This window comes from Desulfocurvus vexinensis DSM 17965 (genome assembly GCF_000519125.1).
In the GTDB taxonomy this organism is placed as follows: Bacteria; Desulfobacterota; Desulfovibrionia; order Desulfovibrionales; family Desulfovibrionaceae; genus Desulfocurvus; species Desulfocurvus vexinensis.
This window is the reverse complement of sequence record NZ_KI912582.1, coordinates 266,744-287,405: the sequence shown is the minus strand read 5'-3', so window position 1 is coordinate 287,405 and position 20,662 is coordinate 266,744. Positions and strand designations below refer to the sequence as shown.

General features: G+C 74.1%; 15 protein-coding genes. 8 read left to right on the top strand and 7 right to left on the bottom strand.

What is annotated here, in order from left to right; genetic code table 11:
* Positions 1–58 precede the first annotated feature (58 nt).
* Positions 59–994 carry a hypothetical protein gene (locus G495_RS0115920; protein ID WP_156939743.1) on the top strand — a complete coding sequence of 312 codons (936 nt, stop codon included), beginning with the start codon at positions 59–61 and terminating at the stop codon, positions 992–994.
* Between the two features lie 100 nt (positions 995–1,094).
* Here G495_RS0115920 and G495_RS0115915 read toward each other — a convergent pair whose 3' ends face one another.
* The 4 genes from G495_RS0115915 to G495_RS0115900 all read right to left on the bottom strand — a co-directional run bounded on the left by G495_RS0115915 (position 1,095) and on the right by G495_RS0115900 (position 5,091).
* Positions 1,095–2,357, bottom strand: coding sequence for a GGDEF domain-containing protein (locus G495_RS0115915; protein WP_028588564.1), 1,263 nt, complete (start codon positions 2,355–2,357; stop codon positions 1,095–1,097).
* 46 nt (positions 2,358–2,403) lie between these two features.
* Positions 2,404–3,342 carry a DMT family transporter gene (locus G495_RS0115910; RefSeq protein WP_051445474.1) on the bottom strand — a complete coding sequence of 313 codons (939 nt, stop codon included), beginning with the start codon at positions 3,340–3,342 and terminating at the stop codon, positions 2,404–2,406.
* Between the two features lie 129 nt (positions 3,343–3,471).
* Entirely contained in the window at positions 3,472–4,242 is a 771-nt protein-coding gene (locus G495_RS0115905) for a substrate-binding periplasmic protein (RefSeq protein ID WP_084458390.1), read from the bottom strand.
* A 75-nt stretch (positions 4,243–4,317) separates the two neighbouring features.
* Entirely contained in the window at positions 4,318–5,091 is a 774-nt protein-coding gene (locus tag G495_RS0115900; protein ID WP_084458388.1) for a substrate-binding periplasmic protein, read from the bottom strand.
* A gap of 186 nt (positions 5,092–5,277) precedes the next feature.
* Here G495_RS0115900 and G495_RS0115895 point away from each other — a divergent pair, with 186 nt between their 5' ends.
* From G495_RS0115895 to G495_RS0115880, 4 genes are read left to right on the top strand one after another with little or no spacing between them, the layout of a single operon-like run.
* On the top strand, positions 5,278–6,426 hold the full coding sequence (locus G495_RS0115895) for an iron ABC transporter substrate-binding protein (protein ID WP_084458386.1): 1,149 nt from the start codon (positions 5,278–5,280) through the stop codon (positions 6,424–6,426).
* Positions 6,427–6,431: 5 nt separating this feature from the next.
* A complete protein-coding gene (locus G495_RS0115890) occupies positions 6,432–7,505 on the top strand; it encodes a FecCD family ABC transporter permease (RefSeq protein WP_028588559.1) in 1,074 nt (357 codons plus the stop codon).
* Complete coding sequence (locus G495_RS0115885; RefSeq protein WP_028588558.1) at positions 7,502–8,290, top strand: ABC transporter ATP-binding protein; 789 nt, start codon at positions 7,502–7,504, stop codon at positions 8,288–8,290. Before G495_RS0115890 ends, G495_RS0115885 begins: the two co-directional genes overlap by 4 nt.
* Positions 8,287–8,895 carry an FmdE family protein gene (locus tag G495_RS0115880; RefSeq protein WP_028588557.1) on the top strand — a complete coding sequence of 203 codons (609 nt, stop codon included), beginning with the start codon at positions 8,287–8,289 and terminating at the stop codon, positions 8,893–8,895. The genes G495_RS0115885 and G495_RS0115880 overlap by 4 nt, the downstream gene beginning before the upstream one ends.
* Before the next feature lie 137 nt (positions 8,896–9,032).
* On the opposite strand, the gene G495_RS22915 is transcribed toward G495_RS0115880, so the two are convergent.
* The 3 genes from G495_RS22915 to G495_RS0115865 all read right to left on the bottom strand — a co-directional run bounded on the left by G495_RS22915 (position 9,033) and on the right by G495_RS0115865 (position 16,525).
* Complete coding sequence (locus G495_RS22915) at positions 9,033–13,427, bottom strand: translocation/assembly module TamB domain-containing protein (protein WP_156939742.1); 4,395 nt, start codon at positions 13,425–13,427, stop codon at positions 9,033–9,035.
* Between the two features lie 7 nt (positions 13,428–13,434).
* Positions 13,435–15,312, bottom strand: coding sequence for an autotransporter assembly complex protein TamA (locus G495_RS0115870; RefSeq protein WP_028588555.1), 1,878 nt, complete (start codon positions 15,310–15,312; stop codon positions 13,435–13,437).
* Between the two features lie 112 nt (positions 15,313–15,424).
* Complete coding sequence (locus G495_RS0115865; protein ID WP_028588554.1) at positions 15,425–16,525, bottom strand: polysaccharide deacetylase family protein; 1,101 nt, start codon at positions 16,523–16,525, stop codon at positions 15,425–15,427.
* Positions 16,526–16,633: 108 nt separating this feature from the next.
* Between G495_RS0115865 and G495_RS0115860 the strand changes: the two genes are divergently transcribed.
* From G495_RS0115860 to clpB, 3 genes are read left to right on the top strand one after another with little or no spacing between them, the layout of a single operon-like run.
* Positions 16,634–17,599 (top strand): DnaJ C-terminal domain-containing protein, encoded by a 966-nt coding sequence (locus G495_RS0115860; RefSeq protein ID WP_028588553.1) that lies wholly within the window; start codon positions 16,634–16,636, stop codon positions 17,597–17,599.
* A gap of 20 nt (positions 17,600–17,619) precedes the next feature.
* Entirely contained in the window at positions 17,620–17,949 is a 330-nt protein-coding gene (locus G495_RS0115855; RefSeq protein WP_051445473.1) for a chaperone modulator CbpM, read from the top strand.
* A 25-nt stretch (positions 17,950–17,974) separates the two neighbouring features.
* Positions 17,975–20,590 (top strand): ATP-dependent chaperone ClpB, encoded by a 2,616-nt coding sequence (gene clpB, locus G495_RS0115850; RefSeq protein ID WP_028588551.1) that lies wholly within the window; start codon positions 17,975–17,977, stop codon positions 20,588–20,590.
* Positions 20,591–20,662 lie beyond the last annotated feature (72 nt).

Genomic DNA, 20,662 nt, shown 5'->3' with positions numbered 1-20,662 from the left:
GGCATCCTCTATACGTTTCGCATTGCCGGGGGCGGGGCATCCCGCCCTGCCCCCGGGCATGCGCACCCCGGAGGACGCCATGGGCAACGGCATCTCATCGGTCGGCGGCCCGCCGCCGATCATCCCCAACCAGCAGGGCGGCCAGCCCCAGACCATCACCAACCCCACGGCCCAGCAGCTTTTGGAGCTGATGGCCGAGCGCCCCCTGGTGCAGCAGCTCCAGGGGCAAACGGCGCAGGGCGGCGCGTTCATCACCCTGGGCAACCAGCAAGGCACCGATCTCAACGTCCAATTCGTGCCCCAGGGCACCCCCCTGCCCGCCCAGCCGGACGTGACGCTGCACAACGTCCAGGCCGTGGCCACCGACGGGCACGCCGTCATCGACCCGCAGACAAACTACGTGCTCACCGACCCGTTCACGGGGTGCAGCTTCTTCATGCTCGCCATCAACGGCCAGGACACGGTGTTCCACGTCCAGGAGCAGATGCCCGGCCAGCCGCTGCTCACCCGCCTGGCCCCGTTCATGACCGTGGCCGACGCCATCCGCGCCCAGCACCCGGACCAGACCCTGACCCCCCTGGTGGACGCCTATCTCGACCAGCACCCGCACCAGGAGGTCACGGACCTCAAGGGCCAGGACCCGCAGCAGTACCTGCGTAGCGGCCTGGCGCTCATGGTCATGGAAAACCTCCAGACCGTGGCGGGCTACGCGTTCACGGAAACGGTCTACACCCAGGGCAACGACTACCAGACCATCGCCCAGGGCGGCGGCGACGGCAGGATCCGCGCGGGGTCGGCCATGCTCGTCCGCGAGCAGGGGCAGTGGATGATGCTCGAACAGACCATCGACACCGGAAGCACCGAGAACCCGATCATGGAGCACACCGTGCCCCGGGGCGGGCTGCACGTCCTGCTGCCGCCCGACCTGCTCACGGCGCTCCAGGGGCTGGCCGGGGTGCAGCCCCCGCCGATGGGCACGGGCCAGTTCGTCTGAAACGCGGCGTGCGGGAAGCCCCCAGCCTGCGGGACGGGCGGCGGGCTGGCCGCGCGGGAAGGAAGGATGCACAGCGGCGGGCGCCGCCGGGCAGGGGCCGTCAGCCCCGCTCCACCCGGTTGCGCCCGTTCTTCTTGGCCTTGTACAGGGCCTTGTCGGCCTGCTTGAGGACCTCGGCGGGGCTGGCGGCGCCGCCGCTGCCCGGCCCGGCCACGCCCATGGAGATGGTCACCGACACCGTGCCCGGGGCCTTGGCCCCGCCCGCCCTGGGGCCTTTGCCCTTGCGGCGCTCGCCCCCGGCGGGGGGCGCGGGCTTGCCCGAGCGGACCACGAACCCCGCCCCGGCCACGGCCTCGCGCACGGCGTCCAGGTGCTCCAGCGCCTCCAGCGGACAGCGCCGGGGGAACACGATGGCGAACTCCTCCCCGCCGTAGCGGTAGGCCCGGCCCCCGCCGCCCACGCGGCCCAGATGCGCCGCCACCATGCGCAGCACCTCGTCGCCGGTGTCGTGGCCGTAGGTATCGTTGAACTTCTTGAAGTGGTCCACGTCGGCCATGGCGATGGCGTACTGCCCGCCCAGGGTCTGCATGTCCGCCAGCAGCGGCCTGCGCCCGGGCAGGCGGGTCAACTCGTCCAGAAAGGCCATGCGGTAGGAGTCCTGCACCAGGGGCGCGGCGCAGGCCAGGGCCGCCCCGGCGGCCAGGGCCCCGGAGCGGAGCGGAGAATCGGCGAAATGCAGCGCGCCCATGGCCCCGGCCAGGGCCACGGCCAGCCCGGCGTCCATGGGCGAATCGTCGCGCACGGCGCGCAGCAGCAGCCACAGCGCGGCGCACAGCGCGCCCAGCAGCGCGGTCTGGGGCAGGCGGGTGGGCAGGGTCAGCGGCAGGGGCCGCCACGCGGCCAGCTCGGCCACCAGGGCGTGCAGCGTGCCCGGGCGCCCGGGCACGGAGCCGTCGAGCACGCCCGTGGCCACCAGCAGCACCACCAGGGCCTGCGAGGACACGACGAAGGCCAGGGTCAGGGGCACGCGGGCCAGCAGCCCCCGGTCTCCGGCCAGGGCGGCGGCCAGCCAGTTCACGGGCAGCAGCAGGGCCAGGGCCGGAGCCACCACCCGCCCCAGGCTCCCCGACGGGCCGCCGCTGCCCAGCAGTCCGCAGACCCACAGCGCCAGGGCCAGCAGCCCCAGGGGCACCACCACCCGCGTGCGCCGGAAACGCCAGCAGGCCAGCCCGGCCAGGAGCATGGCCCCATACGCCGCCCAGGGCGCGGCGCCCGAGGGCACCACCCGCAGCCAGACCAGCGCCCCCCAGGCCAGGGCCAGGGCCGCCAGGGGCACGGCCACGAAGAACAGCAATCGGATCACGCAAGGCTCCCCGGCGGCTGTCCGGAGCCGCCGTGCCCGCTTCGTATCACGGACGGGCCGGGCTGGAAACCCCTTGCCGGGCGGGCTTTTCCGGCCCGGCCCCCCGCCACTGGCTGATCAGCACGCCGCCCACCACCACGGCGCAGGCCAGCCCCTGCATGGGGCTCAGGCGCTCATCCAGGAAGCCCAGGCCCAGGCCCACGGCGATGACCGGCATCAGGTTCACCAGGGCCGAGGCCCGCGAGGCGGGCACGCGCCGCGAGGCCCAGTTCCACAGCCCGAAGGCCCCCAGGGTCACGAACACCCCCAGGTAGAGCAGCGAGGCCGCGGCCCACGGCGAGGCCAGGGCCCGCCAGGGCGCAGCGTCCAGCGCCCCGGGCAGGAAAAACAGCGCCCCGGTGCCGAACTGCACCAGAGTCAGCAGGTCCGCGTCGTAGTGTGCGGCGAGGCGGCGCACCAGGAGCATGAAGCCCGCGCTGCTGGCCATGGCCCCCACCTCCAGCAGGTTGCCCAGCACGGGGTCGGACGCCGTCTCGCTGGGCGCCGAGAGCCAGGTCAGCCAGGCCACGCCCAGGGCCGAGACGGCACAACCCGCCCAGGTGCGGGCCGTGGTCCGCTCGCCCAGCAGCAGCCCGGCCCCGGCGCAGACCATGAGCGGCAGCAGCGCCGAGATCATCCCCGCCTGGGACGAGGTGGTGTAGCGCAGGGCGTTGGCTTCGAGCAGGAAGTACAGGCAGGGCTGGAGCAGGGCCATGAGGCCCAGCCATTTCCAGTCGCCCGGGCGCCAGGCGGCGCGGGCCAGGATGCGCGGGGCTGCGGGCAGCAGCACGGCCACGGCCACGGCCATGCGCGACCAGACCACGAACCCCGCGCCAAAGGTGCCGATGGCGACCTTCATCACCGCAAAGGAACTGGCCCACAGGCACACCGTGACCAGCAGCGCGGCCAGGGGCAGGAGCCCCGGGCCGCCGGAACGCTCCCGCACCGTCACCCCCTTCGCGCCGCGCGCCCCGCTGCCCGGGGCGCCTGTCGGCGGCGAAGCACGGCCTATCACGCCCCGGGGGCGCAGGAAAGCCAAAAAAACGGCGTCTCGCGGGGCGGGGCGGGCCGGGCCTCAGTGCGGCAGGCTGTCCAGGATTTCCCGGTAGCGCGTGCCGGCCTTGAACTCGCGCAGAGCCGCATCGAAGCGGTTCACGAAGTCCTGGTCCAGGCGGGCGCGGCTGAACAGGGGGTAGAGCCCGAAGGCCTCCAGCGGCGGGGCGGACAGCTCCACGTACTCCCGCTCGCGGCCCTGGGTCCGGGCCAGATGGCGCATGGCCAGGGCGTCGCCCAGCACGTAGTCCACCCGCCCCCGGCGCAGCATGGACAGCAGTATCTCGTAGGACACCACGCGCTCCACCAGGGGGTTGGCGCGCGCCCAGGCGTCGATCTGCGGGCTGTAGGTCTGGTCGAGCACCAGGCCGACCTTGTGCCCGGCCAGGGTGTCCAGGCCAGTGAACGGCTCGGGGGCCTCCCCGGCCCGGGCCAGGGCCACCCAGCGCGATTCCACCAGCGGCTCGGTGCCGTAGCGCACGAACTCCGCGAGCCCCTCGTCGCGGACCCCCGAGTAGAGAATGTCGAGCTGGCCCCGGGCCAGCAGGTCCAGCCCGCGCTTCCACGGATGGCGCGCGGGGGGCGCGGCGCGCTCGCCCATGCGTTCGAGCACGGCGGCCAGCACCTGGGTGCACGGGCCCGCCGCGACGCGGCTCTGGACGTACTCGTAGGGCGGCTGCTGGTCCATGCCCACCAGCAGTTCGCGGCCCCGGGCGTCGGGCACCGGCCCCAGGGCGGCCAGGGCCAGCAACGCCCCCAGCAGGGGCAACCATGCGCGGCGAAGTCGTTTCATCGGTCCTGTATAACCCCGCTTCGGCAAAAGGACAAATGCGCCGCCCCGGGGGCCGGGGCCAAGGGCGCGGCGGGTTCAGCGCAGGAAACGGGCCAGGACCGCGCCATATTCCGCGCTGGCCTTGAACTCGCGCAGGGCCGCGTCGAAGCGGTCCACGAAATCCTGGCCCAGGCGGGCGCGGCTGAACAGGGGCAGGAGCCCGAAGGTGCCCCCGGGCAGGGCGCCCAGTTCCACGAACGCGCGCCCCAGGCCCCGGGTCCGAGCGAGATACCGCAGGTTCAACGCGTCGCCCACGGCATAGTCCACCCGGCCCTGGGCCAGCATGGCCAGCAGCCGCTCGTTGGACGCCACGCGGTGCACCAGGGGGCTGGAGCCCGCCCAGGCGTCGGCCTCCGGGGTATAGGAGTAGCCGATGACCATGCCCACCCGGCCCTCGTCCAGCGCCTCCAGCCCGGCGAAGGACCGCCCGGAGCCCTCCCCGGCGCGGCCCAGAACCACCCAGCGCGACTCCACCAGCGGCTCGGCGCCGTAGCGGGCGAAGGCCAGCCGCTGCGCGTCGAAAATCCCGGAATACAGGATATCGAGCTCGCCCCGGGCGAGCATCTCCAGGCCACGCTGCCAGGGATACACCCTGGGGGGCGCGGCCCGCTCACCCATGCGCTCAAGCACGGCGAACACGATCCGGGTGCACAGGCCCGTCACCGCGTCGTCCTGGACGAACTCGTAGGGGGGCCACTGGTCGGTGCCCACCAGCAGCTGCGCGTCGCGCGCCGCCGCGTGGCGGCCCACGGCCGCCAGCAGGGCCACGAGCGCCACCAGACGCAGCAATGAGAACGCAGTTCCGAGCATGCCCCACCGTATCCCGGTCGAACCGAGAGGACAAACACAAATCGCCCCGCGCCCCGCCGCCGCGCCCCCCACGCCCCGGCCAGCCAGGGGCGCCACCCAAAACCCTTGACACAGCCCATCAATCCTCTACAAATCGATAGCCGAAAGGTGTGACGATTTTCATATTAAAGCACTTTTGGAGAATACATGTCTGCCTCGGCACTTCGCATTCCCCGCGGCCACGGGGGCGGCGCCCCGGCCCTGGCGGCCCTGCTGCTGGCCCTGCTGCTGGCCGCCTGGGCCCTGCCCGCCCAGGCGCGCACCGTCACCGACATGGCCGGGCGCAGCGTGGACATCCCCGACCGCGTGGAGCGGGTCGTCTGCTCCGGGTCGGGCTGCCTGCGCCTGCTGACCTACCTCCAGGCCCAGCATCTGGCCGTGGCCGTGGACAGCATCGAACGCCGGGGCACGGTCATCGAAACCCGGCCCTACAGCATAGCCAACCCGCAGTTCAAGAGCCTGCCCTTGTTCGGGGAGTTTCGCGGCCGCGACAACCCGGAGCTCCTCGTCGCCCTGGACCCCGCGCCCCAGGTCATCCTCAAGGTCATGGTCGCCGGCGAAAGCTACGACCCGGACCAGCTCCAGGCCAAGACCGGCATCCCCGTGGTCGTCCTGGAATACGGCAACCTGGGCGCCGGGCGGCCCGCCCTGGACGCCGCCCTGCGGCTCATGGGCGAGGTGGTCCACCGCCAGCAGCGCGCCGAGGAGGTCATCGGGCTGTTCACGGCCTGGCAGGCGGACCTGGCCGCGCGCACGGCGGGCCTCCCCGAGGCGGACATGCCCCCGTGCTATGTGGGCGGCATCGCCATGAAGGGCGCCCACGGCATGCAGTCCACCGAGCCCACCTACCCGCCCTTCCGCATGGCCGGTGCGCGCAACGTGGCACACACCCAGGCCAGCGAAGGGCGCGACCAGGTGCGCACGGGCGTACCCAAGGAACAGATCGTGGCCTGGGACCCGCAGGTGGTTTTCCTGGATGTGTCCACCACCACCCTGGGCGAGGGCGCCGGGGGGCTGCACGAGCTGCGCAACGACCCGGCCCTGTCCATGCTGCGCGCGGCGCGCGCGGGCGAGGTCTACGGCGTGCTGCCCTACAATTCCTACAACGCCAACTACGGCTCCATCTTCGCCAACGCCTATTTCGTGGGCAAGACCCTGCACCCGGGGCGCTTTGCGGACATGGACCCCGCAGCCATGGCCGACACCATCTACACCGCCCTGGTGGGCAAGCCGGTTTTCGGGCAGATGTGCCAGGGGTTCCCCGGGCTGGTCTTCGCCCGCATCCCCCTGCGGTAGCCGCCATGAGCCACCTCGCCCACGGGGAAATCCCCGCGGCATACACGGCCTATCTGGCCCGCAAGATGCTTTTCCTGCTGGCGCTGGTCCTGCTGGTGGCCGCGCTGCTGGTCATGGCCGTGGCCCTGGGCGCGGTGCCCCTTCCGGCCTGGGACGTGGTGCGCACCCTGGCGGGGCAGGCCGCCTCCGCGCGCGACGCGGTGATCATCCTCGACATCCGCCTGCCCCACGCCCTGGCGGCGCTGTTCGCGGGCCTGGGCCTGTCGGCCTCGGGGGCGGCCATGCAGTCGGTGCTGCGCAACCCGCTGGGCTCGCCCTTCACCCTGGGCATCTCCCAGGCCGCGGCCCTGGGGGCCTCCTTCGCGGTGATGATCCTCGGCTCGGGGGTCATGCAAAGCTCCAGCGTGGGCGCCGTGACCATCTCCAACCCGCTGCTGACCACGGCCAGCGCCTTTGCCTGCTCCCTGCTGGCCGCCGGGCTGGTCATCGCCATGGCCCGCTACCGGGGCGCCTCGCCCGAGGTCATGGTCCTCACGGGCGTGGCCCTGGGCGCTTTCTGCACGGCGGGGACCATGGTCCTGCAATATTTCGCCGACGACGTGCAGCTCGCGGCCATGGTCTTCTGGACCTTCGGCGACGTGGCCCGCGCGGGCTGGCGCGAGGTCTGGGCCCTGGGCGCCGTGGCCCTGGGCGGCGCGGCGTTCTTCATGGCCAACGCCTGGAACTACAACGCCATGGACGCGGGCGACGAGACGGCCCGAGGCCTGGGCGTGCGCGTGGAGCGCGTGCGCATGGTGGGGATGCTCGTCTCCTCGCTGGTCACGGCGGTCATCGTCGCGGCGCTGGGCGTCATCGGCTTCGTGGGCCTGATCTGCCCGCACATGGTGCGCCGGGTCATCGGCGACGACCACCGCTACCTGATGCCCGCCAGCTGCCTCGCGGGCGGGGCGCTGCTCCTGGCGGCGGACACCGCCGCGCGGCTGGTGCTGGCGCCCCACGCCCTGCCCGTGTCGGTGCTCACGGCCTTCATCGGCGCGCCGGGCTTCATCTGGCTGTTGCTGCGCAGGAGGCGCCGGTGAAACTCGCCGTCCGCGATCTGCATTACGCCTACAACGGCGCCCCGGTGCTGCGCGCCGTGGAGTTCGACGTGGCGGCGGGCGAGGTGCTGGCCGTGCTCGGGCCCAACGGCGTGGGCAAGACCACGCTGCTGCGCTGCCTGAACGCCGTGCACCGCCCGGCCCGGGGCGTGGTGACGGTGGACAGCGCCGAGGTGCTGCGCATGGACGCCGCCAAGATCGCCCGCACCCTGGGCTACGTGCCCCAGCGCGGCGAGGTCTGCCGCATGACGGCCTTCGACGCCGTGCTCCTGGGGCGGCTGCCGCACATCACCTGGCGCGCGGGCGAGGCCGATCTGCGTCTGGTCGGCGCGGCCCTCGCGCGGGTGGGCGTGGCGCACCTGGCCATGCGGCCCATCGACCGCATGAGCGGCGGCGAGCTGCAACGGGTCTGCATCGCCCGGGCCCTGGTCCAGGAACCGGCGGTGATGCTCCTGGACGAGCCCACCAGCGCCCTGGACCTCAAAAACCAGATCGAGGTGCTGCGCACCGTGCGCGACGTGGCGCACGGCCACGGCGTGGCCGTGGTCATGACCATGCACGACCTGAACACCGCCCTGCGCTTCGGCGACAGATTCCTTTTCCTCAAGGACGGCGAAGTGTTCGCCAACTGCCGCCGGGACGAAGTCACGTCCCGGATGGTCGAGGAGGTCTACGGCGTGCCCGTGGACCTGCTGCACCACCAGGGCCGCCCGGTCGTCGTGCCGCGCGGCCTGTCACCAGACACAAAGGAGAGGACCACCCCATGAACAGCGCCCTGACCAAGGAACAGGTGGAGTTCGCCATCGCCTTCCACGGCCACGAATGCCCCGGGCTGACCATCGGCCTGCGCGCCGCCGAACTGTGCCTGCGCGAGCTGGGCCACAACAACGACACGCCCCTGACCGCCGTGGTGGAAACCGACATGTGCGGCGTGGACGCCATCCAGGCGCTCACCGGCTGCACCGTGGGCAAGGGCAACCTCATCCAGCGCGACTACGGCAAGATGGCCTTCACCTTCTACCGCCGCTCCGACGGCAAGGGCCTGCGCGCCCTGCTCAAGCCCTCGGCCCGGCCCATGCGCCCCGAGGCAGGCGAGCTGCAACGCAAGATCAACGAAGGCCAGGGCAGCCCCGAGGACCGCACCCGGCTGGCCGAGCTGCGCGCCGAGGCCATGCGCACGCTCATGGAGCTGCCCTTGGAGGAGGTCTTCGAGATCCAGCCGCCCGCCACGCCCATCCCGCGCGGCCCGAGCATCCTGGAGAGCCTGGTCTGCGCCGGGTGCGGCGAGATGATCATGGAGTCGCGCACCCGGCGCCTGGAAGGCCGGACCCTGTGCATCCCCTGCTTCGAGAAGGTCGATCAGAAGCGCTGACAGGCCGCCCCGGGCGCCCCCTGCGGGCCGCAAAAAGCGCGCCCCTGCCGCTGCCAGCCAGCCGCAGGGGCGCGCATTTTCCCCGCCAGCGTCCCGCGCATTGAACGCCCTGCGACAATGCGTCTCGCACCGGCCCGCTAGTAGTCCTTTTTCCAGTACACGCCCACCCCGCCGTCGGACGCGCCCGCCTTGCCCGTGGCACCGATGTCCGGGGTCAGCTCCACGTCCACGGTCACGCTGTCCTCGCCGGTGCCCGTGTCGTGCTGCAATTCCAGGTAGACCCGCTCGTGGACGTACTTGCCCGCGCCCACGCGCATCCCCGCGCCGTCCTCGCCCTGGCTCACGCCGAGCTGGTCCAGCCCGGTGAGGGCGCGCAGGCCGCCCACGGGGTCGAACCCGCCGCCGCCGCCCGAGAGATGGCGCAGGGCGCTGGCCAGCTGGAAGGCCTGCACCGGGCTCAGGGAGGCCATGGAGCGCCCGAAGAGCAGCCGCGAGATGATCTCGTCCCGGGGCAGGGCCGGGTCGGATTCCAGGGCCAGGACGAAGCGGTCCGCCGGGCCCTGGAGGGTGGCGGTCACGGCGGTGTCGGACACGCTGGTCCCGGCCTCCACGTCCAGGTCCGGCACGGGCGAGGCCGCCGAAAAGAGCAGCGTGCCCGTGGCGATGTCGAACACGCGGTCCAGGAAGCGGAACGTGCCGCGCACCGTGGCCAGCTGGCCGTCCAGGGCCGGGGCGGCGGTGGTGCCCCGGGCGGCCACGGCGCCCCGGAACTCCACCTCCAGCCCCCGGCCGCGCACGTGGAAGCGCCCCGGCACGTCCAGGCGCACGTCCAGGGCCAGGGGCGGGCCGGACGGGGCGGCGGTCGCGGTCCGCTCCAGGCCTTCGGGCGCGTTCACCTCGCGCACCTCCAGCTCGGGCATGGCCCCGGGCAGCTCGTCGGGGATGCGCACCTCGGTGGCGGGCAGGACCAGGTGGCCCCGCAGCACCGGCAGCGGGTCGCCGTCCACGAGGTCCAGGGTGCCGTCGGCGGTGGTGGTGACCAGACGGTGGCGCAGCATCGTGGCCTGACGCAGCACGATGCGCAGGGCGTATGCCGGGGCGGCGCCCGGCGTCCAGCGCCCGCTGGCCTCCAGGCGCCCCGGCCCGCCGTCCGTGGCGCTCAGGGAGCGCAGGAACACGGACTCGTTCTGGAATTCGGCCTCGGCGCGCAGGGCGTCCAGGATGAGCCCCAGGCCGGTGTGCTCGTAGCGCGCGCCGTCCAGCCGGGCCGTGCCCGTGGCCCGGGGCCGCTCCCAGCTGCCGCCCAGAGTGGCGTCCAGGTCCAGCACGCCGGACAGGCGCTGCTCCTCGTCGCCCAGCAGGGCCTCGGCCAGGGCCAGATCCAGCCGCCCCCGGGCGAAGCCGTGCAGCCCGCCCGGCCCGGGCGCCAGCCCCGGGAGCGTGGCGTCGGGGCGCAGGGGCAGCCCGGCTTCGGCGTCCAGCCGGGTGCCGTTGCCCGCGTCCAGGGCCAGGGTCAGGCGGGTGCCCTCCTGGTCGGCGTCGCCGTGCAGGTTGAAGGTCACGTCGGGCACCGGGGCGGCCAGCTCGCGCGGCGCCGCGCGCAGGGTGCCCGAGGCGCGCAGGGTCGCCTGGGGCGCGGCGGCGGGGCCCGAGGCGCGCAGGGTGGCGTCCAGCCCGCCCGCCAGGGGCAGGCCGTGCAGCGTCAGCAGCGGCCCCAGGGGCAGGGCCCGGGCCCGGGCGTCCAGGTCCAGGGTCTGGCCGTCCATGGCCGCGTCGGCCCGCAGGCCGCCCGGGCCCAGGGTCGCGTCCAGGCCCGCCAGCCGCCAGCCCGGGCCGTCCCAGGCCAGCAGCGCCTCGCGCCCCAGGGCCAGGGGCTGCCCGGCCCAGAGCCCCCGGGCCGAGGCCAGACGCAGTTCCCCGCCCGTGTCCACCAGGGCCAGGGTGCCGGAAAGGTCCAGTTCCAGCGGCCCGCCTGCGGCGCCCGCACCCCGGGCCGTGAAGGCCAGGGCCCCGGGCGGGCCCTGCACGGCGGCGCGGGCCGTGTCCAGGCGCAGGCCCGCAGCCTCGACCCGGTCCAGTTCCAGGGTGCCGTCCAGCACAGGGGCGCCCAGGGCGTCTTCCACCCGGCAGGCCAGCTCCGCGGCCCCCAGGCTGGCCGCGCCCAGGTGCAGCCCCCCGGCCCGGGCCTCCAGGTCCACGCGCTGCCCTCCGGAGGTCGCGGCCAGCACCGCGCGCGCGTCCAGGGCCCGCAGCGCGGCCACGGGCTCCTCCTGGGCCAGATGCAGGTCGCCGTCCAGCCCCTGCGCGCCGGGGTTCCAGACCAGGTGCCCGTTCAGGGCCAGGGGCAGCCAGGGCCCGTCCGCCGGGGCCCCGGTGGCCGTGGCCGCAGCAGCGCCCGCAGCCTCGGCCCGGCCCGGGGCGCCCGCAGCGGCGCTGGCCGAAACATCGTCAGCGGCCACGGCGGCGCTGGCCGCCCCGGCCTCCGGGTCCGGGGCCAGGGCGTCCAGCCGGGCCCCGGCGCGCAGGGCCAGTTCCAGGGCCAGGGCCGTCCAGGGCCCCCGGGCCGTGGCGTTGCCCGACACGCCACGCAGGGCGGCCCCGGGCAGGTCTGCGCCGTCCAGGGTCCAGCGGGCCCGGGCCGTGCCCGCCTGCGGGTCGCCCCCGGCTTCCAGGTCCAGGGCCAGCCCGCGCAGGGCCAGGGGGCCTCCGCTTCCGGGCGCCAGGGCCAGGGCCGGGGCCTGGGCCCGGGCCGCCAGGGCCAGGGCGTCGTCGTCCAGGCCCCAGGAGCCCGCGAAATCCAGGGTCAGGGTCCTGGACTTCAGGCTGGCGCCGTCCAGGGCCAAGCGCGCGGCGTCCACGGCCAGGGTGCCACGCAGCGCCGCCTGCGGGCCCAGCAGGGCCGCCAGCGGAGCGGGCAGGCCCGGGCCGGGCCGCAGTTGCCCCGCGCAGTCCATGCGCACGTCCGACCAGCCGTCCGCGCCGCCGGTGGCCAGTTCGACGTCCAGGTCCAGGACCGCGCCCCGGGCCAGGGCCGGGGCGCCGTGCAGCCGCCCCAGGTCGGCCAGGGCCAGACGCAGGCGCGCCGTGGCGCCCGCCCCGGCCAGGGTGCCCGTGCCGTCCAGCACGGCGCCCACCCCGGGCAGTTCCGCGACGGCCTCGTGCACCTGCCAAAGCTCCCCGTCCGGCGCCTCGGGACACAGGGCCGCCCGCGCCGTGCCCGGGCCCAGGGGCCAGCCGTCCAGGCCCAGGCCCGTCCACTGGCCCCTGGCCCCGGCGTCCAGGGCCAAGCCGTCCAGGATATCCACCGTGGCCGTGGCCGTGAGGGCAGGGCCGTCCACGGTCAGCACGTCCCAGGCCAGGGCCCGGGCCGAGGCTTCGGCCTCCAGGCTGGTGCGCCCCAGCGGCCCCCGGCCCCGCAGCGTCAGGGGCCCGGGGGTGTCCAGGGCCACCCCGGCCTCGCGGGCGGCGGCCAGCACCAGCCCGGGCCCGGCCTCGGCGCGCCAGTCGAGGTGTCCGCTGTCCAGGTCGGCCTCGCCCGTGATGGTCAGCTCGCCCGCGCCCAGGCCCAGGGTCAGCCCGTGCACCAGCAGCCGCGCGCCGTCCAGGGCCGCCGTGCCCGCAAGGCCGGCCTCGCGGCCCAGGACGCGCTCCAGCTCCGCAGGCAGCAGCCCGGCGTCCAGGGCCACCCGGCCCGCGAAATCCATGCCCGGGCCCTGGTCGGTCCCGGCCCGGGCCGTCAGCTCGCCCCGCAGTGCGCCCACCCCGTCCATGCCCGCGTCCAGCCCGCCGCGCAGGGCCGCCAGAGGTCCGGCCAGCTCCAGGCGCAGCCGCGCGGCACCGCCGGGCAGCTCCGCCAGCCGGGCCAGCACTCCCGCCGGGTCGTCGGCTTCCAGGCGCAGTTCCAGCGTGCCGCGCGCGGGGTTGAAGGCCGCCGCCAGATCCAGGCCCTCGGCGGCCTCGCCCAGCCCGCGCACGCGCGCCGAGGCGCCCAGGCCCCGGGGCCCGGCCTGGGCCGAGGCCGCCAGGGCGTAGGCCCGCTCGGCACCCACGGCCCCGGCCCCCAGCTCCAGGCGCGCCACGTCCAGCGCGCCCAGGTGCATGGCGGGCAGCCCGGCCAGCCCACCGCCCGCCTGTGGGGCGGGCTGCGGCGGGGCAGCCGCCGCCGGGGGCGGGGCGTCCTCCCCGGGCAGGCGCTCCAGGCGCACCAGCGCCGCCCCGGCCCGGGGCAGCTCCAGCCGCCCGGCCAGCAGCGCCCCCAGGGACACGTCCACGGCCAGTTCGCGCACTTCCAGCCAGGGGCCCCCGGCGTCGGCCAGGGCCACGCGCCGCGCGCGCACGGTGCCCCCCAGGCCAAGGTCCAGCTCCTCCACCGTCAGGGCGTAGGGCTGCTGGCTCCGGGTGGCGCGTTCCAGGGCCCGGGCCAGGGCCTGGCCGCCCGCGCGGGTGGTGGCCAGCCAGGCGGCGGCCGCCAGCAGCGCCCCCAGGGCGGCGGCGGCAAGGCCCGCCATGCGCAGCACCCGTCGTCCGTCCATGCGCACCTCAGAAGGTCTGGCCGATGCCAGCGTAGACCTGGAAGGCGTCGTCCACGCCGTGGCGGCGGTTCAGGGGCACGGCCACGTCCAGCCGCAGGGGGCCGAAGCCGGTGAAGTAGCGCAGACCCACGCCCGCGCCCCAGAAGAAATCCTGCTCCATGTCCGGCGTGGCGTCGCGGTAGGCCGAGCCGCCGTCCAGGAAGGCCACCGCGCCCCAGTCGCCCTCCAGGCGCAGCCGGGCCTCGGCGGAGCATTCCAGCACCGAGAGCCCGCCCAGGGGCGTTTCGCCGTCCATCTCGCCCGCGCGCTGGTAGGCGTAGCCGCGCACCGAGCCGCCGCCGCCCGCGTAGAGGCGCAGGTCCGCAGGCACCTCGTCGAAATCCGCACCCTGGATGGAACCCCAGGCGCCGCGCAGGCCCAGGGCCAGCCGCCGCGTGGGGCTGGCCACGGCGCCCAGGCTGACCCGCGTGCGCCAGAAGCGCGTGTCGCTGCCCAGGGTGTCCCAGAACGGCGCGCCCGCTGCGGTGACGGCGAAGCCCCGGGTGGGGTCGAGCACGGAGTCGCGCGTGTCCAGCCGCAGGGACAGGGGCAGGTAGGTGAAGCCCGTGGCGTCGGTGGTCTCCAGGGTGGCGTCGCGCTGGTGCGAGTAGCGGTAGCCCACGCCCGCGCTGGCGCCCAGCCCGCCGCCGAACTGGCGGTCGAGGATGGCCGAGAGGTCCGTGGCCGAGTTGGTGTAGGCGTCGCTGCGCTCCCGCGAGGAGTCCAGGCGGGCCACGAGATCCTGGTCCTGCCCCAGCACGCGGGGCTTGCGGAACTCCAGCTCCGCGCCGCGGCGCAGCCGGTCGCCGCGCAGGGTCACGGCCAGCCGCTCCCCGGCGCCCAGGATGTTGCGGTGCTCCCAGCGCGCCGAGGCGCCCGCGCCGAAGTCGCCGGTATAGCTGGCGCCCAGGCGCACGGTGCGCTCCAGGCGCGGTGTCAGGGTGAAGGCCACGTCCAGCCGCCCGTCCCGGATCTCCGCCGTGGTGTCGGGCTCCACCCGTGCGAACAGGCCCGTGGCGAACAGCGCCTCGCGGGCGCGCTCCACCAGCGAGGCCCGATAGGGTTCGCCCTCCTGCCAGGGGATCAGCCCGCGCAGGTAGGCCTCGTCCACTTCCGTCGGGATGCCTTCGGGCCCGTGCAGCAGCACGGCGCCAAAGGCCGCCAGGGGCCCGGCCTCGGCGCGCAGCTCGGCGCGCACGGCGCGCGCGGCGTGGTCGGCGGTCAGGTCCAGGGCTTCCAGCCGCGCCCGGGGGCGGCCCTCCTCGGCCAGCAAGCGCACCAGCGCGCGCCCGGCCTCGTCCGCCTCGTCGGCGCGGTAGGGCCGCCCGGGGCTCAGGCCGATGGCCTTGGGGGTCACGGGCAGCGGCTCGCCCCCGGGGGTGCGCACCCGTACCGTCACCTCGCCCAGGGCGAAGCGCGGCCCGGGCTGGACGGCGAAAGCCAGCACCGGCACGCCCCCCCGGGCGGCGGGCTCGGCCAGCGCCCGCACCCCGGCCTGGAAGTACCCGAAGGCGCGCAGCACGCCCGCGAGGCGGGGCTCGTCGTCCCGCCCCCGGCGCAGCAGCAGCGCCGGGGACTGGGGCTCGTCCTCGCGCCGCGCATGGGCCTGGGAGGCCGCCAGCAGGGCGTCCAGCACCTCGGGGGACAGGGCGCCTGCGGGGTCCACGCGCAGCTCCACGGCGTAGGCGCCCTGGGCGCTGGGCAGGCCGAAGGGCAAGAGGTCCGCCGGATCGACGGCCAGGGCGGGCGGCGGGCAGCAGGCCAGGGCGCACAGCGCGACCCAGGGCAGGACCCACAGGGCCCAGGGGCGGACGGCGGCGCGGCGGCTGGCGGGGTGTGGTCTCATGGGCCGTGGTCCTTGCGGCTTGGCTGGCCGGGGCGGTGCGCCCAGGGGCCGGATCGAAGGCCACGGTACGGTCAGCGGGGCCGCGTGTAAAGGGCCACGCGCCCGGGCGGGCTCAGGAGCGCAGTGCCCCGTAGACCCGGGCCAGCAGGGGCCGGGAGTAGACCCGCACCCGCGACAGCAGCCAGCGGGCGCTGCGGTTGCGGGCCTTGAAGCGGCAGGCGGCGTCGGCGCTCTTGCCGGGCAGGTTGGGGCCGACGCGGGTGGTGAAGAACACCGAAAAGCCCTGCTCCCTGGCGGCCTCCCGGGCCTCGGGGCAGAAGCGGCCCCAGGGCCAGGCCAGGGTGCGCACCGGGTGGCCGAGGTTGGCCTCCAGCGCCCTGCGGCTGGCCTCGAGGTCGGCGCCCAGGCGCGCGCGCATCTCGTCGTCGGTCTCCATGCGCCCCAGGCGTTCCACGGGCAGGGCCTTCAGGCGCCGCAGCACGGCCTGCCCGCCGTCGTGGGCCAGGGCGTCGCGGGCCTCCTGGGCGTTTTGCGGCACCATGGCGCACACCAGGTCGTAGACCTCCTGCGAGGGCAAAAACGCGCGGTGGGCCATGGCCGGGCCGCGCTCGAAGCCGGGCATGCCGAAGACCACCCGCTGGTCCACGCGGTCGAAGGTCCGCCGCCGGGCCCCGGCGCCGATGATGCCGTCGAAGGCCGGGCCCGTGAACACCGAGCGGTGGGTGTGCGTGTGCCCGGCCACGTCGATGACGCCCGAGGCCTCCATGAGCCGGGCCTCCTGCCAGGAGAAGAACAGGTCCGTGCGCACGCGCAGGCCTTCGCGGGTCTTGCCCACGGGGGTGTTGACCCGGGGCAGGTCGTCCATCTTCACGAAGCCGGACCACACGTCGTCCAGGGTCGGCCTGGGCAGGCCCTCCTCCACGATCTTGTTGGTCACGGCGAAGATGGTGGCCTTGTGCCCATGCTTGGCCAGCAGCGGCCAGGCGTTGACGTAGTTGTCCAGAAAGCCGTCGTCGAAGGTCAGCAGCACGGCCTTGTCGGGCAGGGGCTCCCCGTCGCGCAGGAACGCCTCGGCCTCGGCCAGGCCCACGCCCCGGTACCCGGCCCGGGCCAGCCCTTCGAGGTGCGACTCGAACACGTCCGGGTCCACGGCGATGGGGTTGGGCCAGGAGCTGACATAGTGGTACATGAGGACTGGCAGGCTCTTGGGCATGGGAGGCTCGGCTCGCTTAACTCGCTTGGATGCTTGACTGAACGGATTGGCGGCTTATTGTTGTAGTGCCGCGCGGCAGGGCGCGCGGATCAAGGAGTGCTAATCGAGATGAGCGTCGAATACAAGGACTATTACAAGACCCTGGGCGTGGCCAGAACCGCCTCGCAGGAAGACATCTCCAAGGCTTTCAAGAAGTTGGCCCGCAAGCACCACCCCGACCTCAACCCCGGGGACGCAGGCGCCGAGGCCAGGTTCAAGGAGGCCAACGAGGCCTACGAGGTGCTCAAGGACCCGGAAAAGCGCAGGCTCTACGACCAGCTCGGGCCCAACTGGCAGCACGGCCAGAACTTCCAGCCGCCGCCGGGCTTCGAGAACATCCGCTTCGGCGGCCAGGGCGGGGGCTTCGACGCGGGCGGCTTCTCGGACTTTTTCGAGACCATCTTCGGCGGCTTCGCCGGGGGCGGGGGCTTCCGCCAGGGCGGGTTCCAGGACTTCGGCGGCCAGCATGCCCGGCGCCCCCGGCGCGGGGCCGACGCCGAGGCCGTGCTGGAACTGACCCTTGAGGAAGCCTACCGCGGCGGCCCCAAGAACGTCACCGTGCAGGAGCAGGTGGCAGGGCCGGGCGGCATGCCCACCCTGCGCACCAAGGCCCTGGAGGTGAAGATTCCCGCCGGGGTCAAGGATGGCGCGCGCATCCGCCTGGCGGGCCAGGGCAACCCCGGCCAGGCCGGGGGCCCGGCGGGCGACCTCTACATGCGCGCGCGCATCCTGCCCCACCGGCTGTTCCGCGTGGACGGCGACGACGTGGTCACCGACCTGCACTTGGCCCCGTGGGAGGCTGCCCTGGGCGCCACGGTCACCGTGCCGACCCTGGAGCGCAGCGTGGAGATGACCGTGCCGCCGGGCGTGTCCAGCGGGCAGAAGCTGCGCCTGCGCGGCAAGGGCCTGGGCGGCGGCTGCGGCGACCAGCTGGTGCGGATCATGATTCGGACACCCAAGGACCTGGACGAGACCCAGCGCAAGCTCTGGCAGGAGCTGGCCCGGGCGTCCCGGTTCGAGCCCAGGGCGGACTGACGGGCCCGGGAGACGCGCACATGAGCAATGAAAAGAACGCGGACATCCACGCCTGCGGGCCCGGCCTGCCGGAACCGTCCGTCCTCGTTTCGTGGGCGGAGTTCGTGGAGCAGACCCAGGTGCACCCCTCGCGGCTGGGCGAGCTCATCGACCTGGGCTGGCTGGAGCCCCGGCGCACCAGCCAGGAGCTGTACCTCTTCCGGGTGCGCGACGTGTACCGCACCCGCAAGCTGGAACGGCTGTGCCTGGACCTGGGCGTGAGCACCGTGGGCGGCACGATCATCGTCGATCTTCTGGAACGCATCGAGACCCTGGAGAGCAAGATCCGGGAACTGGAAAGCCTGCGCTGACCGGCCCGGCAGGAGGACAGACCGCATGGACCTGAACAAGCTGACCCAGAAGAGCCAGGAGGCCCTGGCCGAAGCCCAGGCCCTGGCCGTGAAGTCCGGCCACCAGCAGGTGGATGCCGAGCATCTGCTGCTGGCCCTGGCCCGGCAGGACAAGGGCCTTGTGCCCTCGCTGCTGGAAAAGTCCGGCGTGGAGCCGGACGCCTACGCCCGGGCCCTGGAGCAGGAGCTGGCCAAGGCGCCGCGCGTGTCGGGCCCCGGGGCCCAGCCCGGGCACATCTACGCCACCGAGCGCGTGAGCCGCGCCGTGGTCGCCGCGCAGGACCTAGCGCGCAGCATGAAGGACGAATTCGTCAGCGTGGAGCACCTGTTCCTGACGCTGCTGGACGAACCGCGCTCCACGGGCGCCGGGCGGGTCAACGCCCGCTTCGGCCTGGAGCGCGAGAAGGTGCTCGGCGTGCTGGGCAAGGTGCGCGGCGCCCAGCGCGTGACCTCCGACAACCCCGAGGGCACCTACGACGCCCTGAAGAAGTATGGCCGCGACCTCGTGGAGGAGGCCCGCGCCGGGCGGCTGGACCCGGTCATCGGCCGCGACGAGGAAATCCGCCGCTGCATCCGCATCCTGTCGCGGCGCACCAAGAACAACCCGGTGCTCATCGGCGAGGCGGGCGTGGGCAAGACGGCCATCGTCGAAGGCCTGGCCCAGCGCGTGCTCAACCGCGACGTGCCCGAGGGCCTGAAGGACAAGGCCCTGTTCGCCCTGGACATGGGCGCGCTCATCGCCGGGGCCAAGTACCGCGGCGAGTTCGAGGAACGCCTCAAGGCCGTGCTCCAGGAGGTGGAGAAGTCCGAGGGCCGCATCCTGTTGTTCATCGACGAGCTGCACACCATCGTCGGCGCGGGCAAGACCGAGGGCGCCATGGACGCGGGCAACCTGCTCAAGCCCCTGCTGGCGCGCGGCGCGCTGCACTGCATCGGCGCCACCACCGTGGACGAGTACCGCAAGTACATTGAGAAGGACCCGGCCCTGGAGCGCCGCTTCCAGCCCGTGCTGGTGGACGAGCCCACGGTGGAGGATACCATCTCCATCCTGCGCGGCCTGCGCGAGCGCTTCGAGGTCCACCACGGGGTGCGCATCGCCGACGCCGCCCTGGTGGAGGCCGCCGTGCTCTCCCAGCGCTACCTGCCCGACCGCCAGTTGCCCGACAAGGCCATCGACCTCATCGACGAGGCCGCAGCCATGATCCGCACGGAAATCGACTCCATGCCCGCCGAGCTGGACCAGCTGAACCGCAAGGTCATGCAGCTGGAGATCGAGCGCGAGGCCCTGCGCCGCGAGACCGACGCCGCCAGCCGCGAGCGCCTGGAAAAGCTCGAAAAGGAGCTGGCCGGGCACAAGGCCGAGCAGGCCACCCTCATGGCCCAGTGGGAGCGCGAGAAGGCCTCCATCGGCGGGATGGCCGAGATCAAGCGCCAGATCGAGGACGTGCGCCGCGAGATGGAGGAGGCCGAGCGCGCGGCCAACTACGAGCGCGCCGCCCAGCTCAAGTACGGCACCCTGCGCGACCTGGAGGCCCGCCTGGCCGCCAGCCCCGGCGGCAAGGACAGCCCCGGCGGCAAGGACGGCAAGGCCTGCTGCACCCTGGTGCGCGAGGAGGTCGGCCCCGACGACGTGGCCCAGATCATCGCCCGCTGGACGGGCATCCCCGTGACGCGCCTGCTCGAAGGCGAGCGCGAGAAGCTGCTCAAGCTGGCCGACGAACTGCACCGGCGCGTGGTCGGCCAGGACGAGGCCGTGCGCGCGGTGTCCGACGCCGTGCTGCGCGCCCGGGCGGGCCTGAAGGACCCCGGGCGGCCCATCGGCTCGTTCATCTTCCTCGGGCCCACGGGCGTGGGCAAGACCGAGCTGTGCAAGACCCTGGCCCAGGCCCTGTTCGACACCGAGGAGAACATGATCCGCCTGGACATGAGCGAATACCAGGAGCGGCACACCGTGGCCCGGCTCATCGGCGCGCCCCCCGGCTACATCGGCTACGACGAGGGCGGCCAGCTCACCGAGGCCGTGCGCCGCAAGCCCTACGCCGTGGTGCTCTTCGACGAGGTGGAAAAGGCCCACCCCGACGTGTTCAACACCCTGCTGCAACTGCTGGACGACGGGCGGCTGACCGACAGCCACGGCCGCACGGTGGACTTCAAGAACACCATCGTCATCATGACCTCCAACCTCGGTTCGCAGCACCTGCTGGACGGCATCACCGAGGCCGGGGAGCTGCGCCCCGGGGTGCGCGAGCGCGTCATGGGCGAGCTGCGCGGGCACTTCCGGCCCGAGTTCCTGAACCGCGTGGACGAGGTGGTCTTCTTCACCCCGCTTCTGGCCGCGCAGCTCAAGGAGATCATCGACCTGATGCTCTCGGGCCTGCGCCAGCGGCTGGCCGAGCGCAAGATCACCCTGGTGCTCACCGACGCGGCCAAGGCGCTGGTGGTGGAGCAGGCCTACGAGCCGAGCTTCGGCGCGCGGCCCCTGCGGCGCTACCTCCAGCACCGCGTGGAAACGCCCCTGGCCCGGGCGCTCATCGCCGGGACCATCGCCGACGGCGGCGAAGTCACCGTGGACGCCGAGAACGGCGAACTGGTGGTGCGCTAGCCCCGGCAGGCGCGCGCCGCCGCGCGCCGGACGAGGAAAAACACAGGCGCCGCCCTCCCCGCGCGGGGAGGG

Coding starts and splice junctions, on each gene's coding strand:
- G495_RS0115920 (WP_156939743.1), top strand. CDS start 59: ATGCGCACCCCGGAGGACGCCATGGGCAACGGCATCTCATCGGTCGGC.
- G495_RS0115905 (WP_084458390.1), bottom strand. CDS start 4,242: ATGAAACGACTTCGCCGCGCATGGTTGCCCCTGCTGGGGGCGTTGCTG.
- G495_RS0115900 (WP_084458388.1), bottom strand. CDS start 5,091: ATGCTCGGAACTGCGTTCTCATTGCTGCGTCTGGTGGCGCTCGTGGCC.
- G495_RS0115895 (WP_084458386.1), top strand. CDS start 5,278: ATGTCTGCCTCGGCACTTCGCATTCCCCGCGGCCACGGGGGCGGCGCC.
- G495_RS0115890 (WP_028588559.1), top strand. CDS start 6,432: ATGAGCCACCTCGCCCACGGGGAAATCCCCGCGGCATACACGGCCTAT.
- G495_RS0115880 (WP_028588557.1), top strand. CDS start 8,287: ATGAACAGCGCCCTGACCAAGGAACAGGTGGAGTTCGCCATCGCCTTC.
- G495_RS22915 (WP_156939742.1), bottom strand. CDS start 13,427: ATGGACGGACGACGGGTGCTGCGCATGGCGGGCCTTGCCGCCGCCGCC.
- G495_RS0115870 (WP_028588555.1), bottom strand. CDS start 15,312: ATGAGACCACACCCCGCCAGCCGCCGCGCCGCCGTCCGCCCCTGGGCC.
- G495_RS0115865 (WP_028588554.1), bottom strand. CDS start 16,525: ATGCCCAAGAGCCTGCCAGTCCTCATGTACCACTATGTCAGCTCCTGG.
- G495_RS0115860 (WP_028588553.1), top strand. CDS start 16,634: ATGAGCGTCGAATACAAGGACTATTACAAGACCCTGGGCGTGGCCAGA.
- G495_RS0115855 (WP_051445473.1), top strand. CDS start 17,620: ATGAGCAATGAAAAGAACGCGGACATCCACGCCTGCGGGCCCGGCCTG.
- clpB (WP_028588551.1), top strand. CDS start 17,975: ATGGACCTGAACAAGCTGACCCAGAAGAGCCAGGAGGCCCTGGCCGAA.